This window comes from Collinsella ihumii, assembly GCF_030385545.1.
GTDB classification, from domain to species: domain Bacteria; phylum Actinomycetota; class Coriobacteriia; order Coriobacteriales; family Coriobacteriaceae; genus Collinsella; species Collinsella ihumii.
In genome coordinates, this window is the sequence record NZ_JAUEIQ010000010.1 from 95,600 (window position 1) to 102,179 (window position 6,580).

The following is a 6,580-nucleotide window of genomic DNA, read 5'->3' on the forward strand; positions in this document are numbered from 1 at the left end:
TCTGCCTTACGGTCACGCCGGCTTACATTGCCCTGATGTGCGTTTGATACGATGGCCTGACCACAACGTTCGGAGGTCTCGTATGAAGCGGCCCATATCGCGCATTGTCGCCATTGCCTGCATGTTCGTCTTCTGTCTGGCGCTGGGGCTTTTGACCGGGTGCTCGGGTGCGCCGGATACGAGCGGTTCCGAGGCTGCGGAGCAGGAGGCCACGCACGAGGCGGAAGCCGACGTGGCCGACGTGGACGTGCAGACCTCGGGCACCGTGCAGCTGTTCGAACCGGCCGATGGGTCGGCGAAGACGCGCATCCGGGTCGCGTCCGGATCGGAGAACAAAGAGGCCGCGCGGGCCATCGAGTACGCAGTCGGCAAGACCGGCGTGGCGCTCGAGATGCACTACATGGGCTCGCTCGACATCATGGATGTGCTCGAGGCGGGCGGCGAGGATTACGACGCGGTGTGGCCGGCGTCCTCCATGTGGATCACCATGGGCGACACGCACCATATCGTGCGCGACGCGCAGTCGACCTCGACCACGCCGGTGGTGTTCGGCATCGCGAAATCGAAGGCGATCGAGCTCGGCTGGGCGGACGAGGACGGAGAGACGACCTCGCCCACGACCGCCGAGATTCTGGCCGCCGTGCAGGAGGGCAAGCTCACCTTTGCCATGACATCGGCCACGCAGTCCAACAGCGGCGCGTCGGCCTACCTAGCGTTTTTGACGGCGCTGTCGGGAACCGACGGCCCGCTGACCGCTGAGGACCTCGCCAACGGGCAGCTCACCGGGCAGGTTGCGAGCCTGCTTTCGGGCGTGGACCGCTCGTCGGGCTCCTCCGACTGGCTGAAGGAGATGGTCGTGGCCGATCCGGACACGCATCAGGCCATGGTCAATTACGAATCGCTCGTGTCACAGGCGAATCGCGAGCTTGAGGAGGCCGGGCACGAGCCGATGGTCGTGGTGTACCCGGCCGACGGCATCGCGGTGTCCGACAGTCCGCTCGCCTATGTCGACCACGGGCAGGGCGAGCAGGCCGAAGCGGCGTTTTCCGCAATCCAGCAGGCGCTGGCCGACGACACGGCGACCCTCGAGCTCGAGCGCGTGGGCAGGCGCTGCGGCTTGGGCGGCAAGGTGGTCCACGCGGACGACGCCGAGGTCGCGGCGGCCTTCAACCCCGCATGGGGCATCGTGCCGGACGCGAGTGTGCTGAAGTCCATCCCGCTGCCTGCGGGCGAGGTGATCTCGCAGGCGCTCACGCTCTACCAGACCGGCCTGAAGAAGCCCTCCTACACGCTGTGGGTGGTCGACTATTCCGGCTCGATGCTCGGCGCGGGTAAGGAGGGGGTCGTCGCCGGTCTTGAGCAGGCACTCGACCCGACGCTTGCCGCCGAGGCGCTCATCCAGCCCAACGAGGGCGACGTCAACGTGCTCATCCCGTTCACCCATGTGGTCGATAGCCCGATTACCGCCAACGGGTCCGATACGGCGGCGCTGCTCGACTACGTGCGCTCGCGTGAGGCGATCGGCGGCACCGACATGTACTCGGGCCTCTCGACTGCGCTCGACCTGGCGCGCCAGGCTGTGGCCGACGGTGGCTACACAGTGGCGATTGTGCTCATGACCGACGGTCAGTCGGACACATACGCGCGCGACGAGTTCGTGTCCGCCTACGAGCAGGCGGGCGTTGACGTGCCGATCTTCTCCATCATGTTCGGCGAAGCGGATCCCACCCAGCTCGACGAGCTGACGACGCTCACCAACGGGCGGACCTTCGACGGGCGCGAGGGCGACCTGGCCGATGTGTTCCGCCAGGTCAAGGGCTACAACTAGGGACGCGGCCGTGGGGTACGTACTGGGGGCGTTTCTGGGTGTTGTCGCGGGTGCGGCGTGCATCGTCGCGGTGGGCGGCGTGGTCGGCATCGTGGCCGGTCTGGCCGCGGCCGCGCTGCTCTATGTCGGCGTGGGCCAACTGCTGAAGCCCGAGCGCAAGCTCGGCGGCGTGGTGGCAAGCATGCTGCCCGACGGCGAGGCCGCCACGGAGCGCATCGACGCGGCGCGCGAACTCGATCGCCAGATCGGCCGGCGTCGCGCCAAGATCTGCGATGCGCAGGTCGGACGCGAAACCGAGGATCTGCAGCACGATATCCAGGCGCTTATCGCCTGCGTAGAGGAGCAGCCGGCGACCTACCGTAGGCTCGCGCACTTCCTGTCTACCTACGGCGAGCAGTGCGTGCGCATGCTCGACGGGTACCTGAGCGTCGAGCGCCTGGCCACGCCCGAGCTCGTGCACGGTGCGCGCGAAGACGCGATCGAGGCGCTCTGCGCGCTGCAGGGCGCGGCGCAAGGCGAGCTCGCGCGGGCGACCGGCTCCAAGGCGGCCGATCTCGAGGCGAGCTCGGAGGCCATCAAACGCCTGATGGAGATGGATGGCTACCGCCCGGACGAGCCGGCTGCACCAGACGGCGCCGACGTGAAAGGCGATACCGATACGGCTGCCGGGGCCGCGCGTGCCGGCAGAGGGGAGAGATGATGAAGGGGTCCAAGGGCAAGATCGTCGGCCTGGTCTGCGTGCTCGCCGCGGTGGCGATCATCGGCGGTGTGTTCGTCATGCGCCAGGCCCAGCCCGCACCGGAGCCCGTGGCGGAGCCCACGACGGTTTCGGGATACCTCGGTGGCGAGAAGGTCTCGCTGTTTGAGGACGCGCAGTTTACCGAGCTCGCAGCTGCTGCGGGGCTCGATATCGACTACCGCAAGGCGGGCTCGCTCGCCATGATGGACGCTTCGATCGAGGGCATGAGCTATCTGTTCCCCTCGTCGCAGGCGGCGGTCGAGTACGGCCACGAGCGGGGGATCGAGCCCGTCTCTGAGCAGATCGTGCTCAACTCGCCCATCGTGATCTACACCTATCGCGACGTTGCCGACGCGCTGGTGGGCTCCGGCATCATGGCCAAAGACGGCGACATCTACACGCTTGATGTCGACGCGGCGGTTTCCGCCATGCTCGCCGACAAGACATGGGTCGACCTCGGCTACGCCGCGGGCTATGGGCAGTTCCGCATCGACAGCACCGACCCGGCCGAGTCCAACTCGGGTAACGAATGGGCGGCGTTGATCGCCAACTCGCTTGCCGGCGGGCAGCCCGCCACGGTGGAGACCGTCGAGCGCGACGCGGAGTCCATTCGCAAGGTCTTCTCCAAATCCGGCTGGATGGAGACGAGCTCAGAGGACTCGTTTCGCCAGTTCCTCACGCTGGGCGAGGGGTCCAAACCCATGATGGTGGGCTACGAGAGCCAGGTGCTCGACCTGTCCGTGAACGAGCCGGACTTGTTCGAGCAGGTGGCCGATACGCTCGTGGTGGCCTACACCACGCCTACGGTCTGGTCGACGCACGTGTTGATGGCGCTCGACGAGGCGGGCGAGCAGCTCAGCGAGTTTCTGATGAGCGACGAGGTGCAGAAGCTCGCCTGGGAACGGCACGGTTTTCGCGGCGCGTCCCAGCTCGGCACCGACGGCGCCGAGCGCTTTGAGGTGACAGGCATTGCCGAGCGCGTGCCCGCGGCGGTCGAGCTTCCCGCGCCCGCGGCCATGCAGCGCCTGATCGAGGTGGTCAGCGGGTCGTGACGCGCCCGCTTCGATACGCTGGAGAACCTCTCGCGAAAGGGGAGTGCTATGGATACGAATAACGAGGTCATGCCCGTCGAGGCGCAGGCTGTGCCGGCAAAGAGAGTCAGCTTGGCCGATATCGCGGCCTCGCAGGGGGCCGCGCGTGCGGGTCAGCCGGCGGCGACGCCCGTCACCCCCGCCGAGCCGCCGGCGGTCGTGCTCTCGCCTGCCGACCAGCAGCGCGCCCGCGAGCTCGCCGCCACGATCGACTTCACTAAGAGCGGCATCGAGAGCACCTATGCGCGCGACGCCCAGCGGTCCATGTCGGATTTCGCCGACAACGTGCTCGCCAAGACGTCGAACAAGGCTACGGGCGAGGCCGGGGCGCTGCTGCGCGAGCTTCTGGTCGACGTGGAGAGCGCCGAGCTTTCCGGCGTGAAGCAGATCCCCATCATCGGCAAGGTCGTGGTGGGTATCGACAAGCTGCGCCGGACCTACCAGAAGGTGGCCCCGCAGGTCGACGAGGTGGTGGAGAAGCTCGAGCGCGCACAGGCGCAGATGATCGCCGATATCGCCATGTACGACACCATGTACCAGCGCAATGTCGACCAGTACCGCTCGCTTAAGGTCTATATCGCCGCCGGCCGCCAGGCGCTGGCGGATTTCCGCGCCGAGCAGCTCCCCGCGCTCGAGGCCGAGGCGGCATCCACCGGCGACGCCATGGGCGCGCAGGTGCTGAAGGACTTCAAGGACAAGCTCGAACGGTTCGACAAGCGTCTGGACGATCTGGACCGTGTGAGCATCGTGAGCCTGCAGATGGCGCCGCAGATCAAGCTGCTGCAGAACGCCGACAAGAGCATCTCGGACAAGATCGACACGACCATCTCGACCACGATTCCGCTCTGGAAGTCCCAGATGGTGATCGCGCTCGGCCTGGCCAACCAGCGCGCCGCGCTCGACCTGCAGAAACATGTGGACGACGCCACGAACAAGCTGCTGCGCGCCAACGCCGAGGCGCTGCAGCAGGGTGCGGTCGACGCCGAGCGCGCCACGCAGCGCGGCAGCGTGGACATCGAGACGCTCGAGGAGGTCAACAAGCGCCTGATCGACACCTTGAACGAGACGATCAAGATCCAGCAGGAGGGCCGCGCTGCCCGCGAGGACGCCGCGGGCCGTATGCGCCAGATCGAGTCCGACCTGAAGACCGCCCTGCTCGAGGCCGCCGGCCAGTAATCAAGCGGCCGGGGCGACAATCCCTTTGCCTCACTGTCATGCCACCCAGTGCAGGTGCCCTTTCTACGCTGTTGCACAGGGGCGGTTGCTTGGCGAATACGCCGAGCAACCGCCCCTGTTCGTGTACCGCGTAAGGAAGGAAGAACCATGGCAGACAGGGTGTACGGATACGCGCGCGTCTCTACGCGCGAGCAGAACCTCGATCGGCAGATGGACGCGCTGAGCGCGTTTGGGGTCGAGGAGGAGAGGGTGTTTGCGGACAAGGCGAGCGGAAAGGATTTCGCGCGGCCGGCCTACCGCAGGCTGCTCGACGCGCTGGAGCCCGGCGACGTGCTGGTGATCAAGAGCATCGACCGCTTGGGGCGCAACTACGAGGAGATTCTCGACGAATGGCGCATCATCACGCGCGTGAAGGGCACGGCCATCGTGGTGCTGGACATGCCGCTTCTGGATACGCGCCGCGAGCATGATGGCGTGACGGGCATGCTGATCGCCGACATCGTGCTTCAGCTGCTCTCCTACGTGGCGCAGGTGGAGCGCGAGAACATCCGGCAACGGCAGGCCGAGGGGATCGCCGCGGCGCATGCGCGCGGCGTGAAATTCGGCAGGCCGAGGAAGGCGAAACCCGCGTCGTACACGGCGGTCAAGGCGTCGTATCTGCGCGGGGAGACGACGCGCCAGGCCGCCGCGGGGCAGCTCGGCGTGTGCGTGAGCACGTTCGACCGCTGGATCAAAGACGACCGCGCGCCTCGGCCGGCGACGGCGTGACGCGGTTCGCGGGATGTCCGCCAAGGGGGCGAGGCGAACGGCGGCGCACGTTCCCGGCGCGCACGCTATAATCTGCGCAGCGACAGGATCGAGCAGGCAGGAGGGCCGTCTCATGACCGATTACGAACAGCGGTGCCAGCTGGCCCCGGCGCCCCGCGCCGTGTTCTTCGACGTCGACGGGACGCTCGTTTCCCATCGCGCCGGGCGCGTTCCGCCGAGTACCGTGGCGGCTCTGGCAGAGCTGCACCGCCGCGGGTGCAAGGTCTTCGTGGCGACGGGGCGCTCGCTGCCGGAATTCGGTTTCCTTCCTCTCGACGGACTCGACTTCGACGGATACGTGCTGGTCGGAGGCCAGGAGGCCCGAGACGCCCGGGGCAACGTGGTCTTCTCCGATCCCATCGGGGGACGTGACCTGGACGTGCTGCTCGAGGAGTTTTCCGCCCGGCGCCGTCCCATCCTGTTCTACGAGTCGACCCGGATGTACGCCAATTTCATCAACGACCATGTCCGCAGGGTGGAGGAAGAGGTGTCCACGCCCGTGCCGCCCGTCGACGTGCCGCTGCCGGGCCATAAGGTGCTCAAGGCCATCGTCTACGAGGACTCCCTGCGCGAGGACGACCTGATGCGCCGTCTGCCCGGCTGCAAGGCGACCCGCTGGCATCGCTGCGCGTACGACATCGTTCCCGCCCGGGGCGGCAAGGTCGCGGGCATGAGGGCCCTGCTCGACCTGTACGGCATCGCGCGCGAGGAGACCATGGCCTTCGGGGACGGCGAGAACGATGCCGACATGCTGCGCTTCGTCGCGACGGGCGTCGCCATGGGCAACGGCGATCCCGCCGCCTGCGCCGCCGCCGACTACGTGTGCGGCGACATCGATGACGACGGGCTGGCCCGTGCGCTGGAGCACTTCGACCTGATCTGATGTCCTGCGGTATCGGAGCGGGCACCCGCGATCTTCGCGCCGTTCCGGCCGCATCT

General features: G+C 67.4%; 6 protein-coding genes. All 6 read left to right on the forward strand.

The features are described 5' to 3' along the window. The first annotated feature begins 82 nt into the window (after nt 1–82). A complete protein-coding gene (locus QVN30_RS10040) occupies nt 83–1,828 on the forward strand; it encodes a VWA domain-containing protein (RefSeq protein ID WP_289836256.1) in 1,746 nt (581 codons plus the stop codon). A gap of 10 nt (nt 1,829–1,838) precedes the next feature. Then, on the forward strand, nt 1,839–2,528 hold the full coding sequence (locus QVN30_RS10045; protein ID WP_289836257.1) for a hypothetical protein: 690 nt from the start codon (nt 1,839–1,841) through the stop codon (nt 2,526–2,528). Further along, entirely contained in the window at nt 2,528–3,619 is a 1,092-nt protein-coding gene (locus QVN30_RS10050; protein ID WP_289836258.1) for a hypothetical protein, read from the forward strand. The genes QVN30_RS10045 and QVN30_RS10050 overlap by 1 nt, the downstream gene beginning before the upstream one ends. 48 nt (nt 3,620–3,667) lie before the next feature. Then, nucleotides 3,668–4,834: a toxic anion resistance protein gene (locus tag QVN30_RS10055; RefSeq protein WP_289836259.1), complete on the forward strand. Its 1,167-nt coding sequence runs from the start codon at nt 3,668–3,670 to the stop codon at nt 4,832–4,834. A gap of 147 nt (nt 4,835–4,981) precedes the next feature. Continuing rightward, the gene (locus QVN30_RS10060; RefSeq protein ID WP_289836260.1) at nt 4,982–5,602 is read left to right on the forward strand and encodes a recombinase family protein; all 621 of its coding nucleotides are present in this window, start codon (nt 4,982–4,984) and stop codon (nt 5,600–5,602) included. 112 nt (nt 5,603–5,714) lie between these two features. Then, a complete protein-coding gene (locus tag QVN30_RS10065; RefSeq protein WP_289836261.1) occupies nt 5,715–6,524 on the forward strand; it encodes a Cof-type HAD-IIB family hydrolase in 810 nt (269 codons plus the stop codon). The last annotated feature ends 56 nt before the right edge of the window (nt 6,525–6,580 follow it).

Excerpts from the sequence above, each read along its gene's own strand:
- QVN30_RS10040 (WP_289836256.1), top strand. The coding sequence starts at position 83 with ATGAAGCGGCCCATATCGCGCATTGTCGCCATTGCCTGCATGTTCGTC.
- QVN30_RS10050 (WP_289836258.1), top strand. The coding sequence starts at position 2,528 with ATGAAGGGGTCCAAGGGCAAGATCGTCGGCCTGGTCTGCGTGCTCGCC.
- QVN30_RS10055 (WP_289836259.1), top strand. The coding sequence starts at position 3,668 with ATGGATACGAATAACGAGGTCATGCCCGTCGAGGCGCAGGCTGTGCCG.
- QVN30_RS10060 (WP_289836260.1), top strand. The coding sequence starts at position 4,982 with ATGGCAGACAGGGTGTACGGATACGCGCGCGTCTCTACGCGCGAGCAG.
- QVN30_RS10065 (WP_289836261.1), top strand. The coding sequence starts at position 5,715 with ATGACCGATTACGAACAGCGGTGCCAGCTGGCCCCGGCGCCCCGCGCC.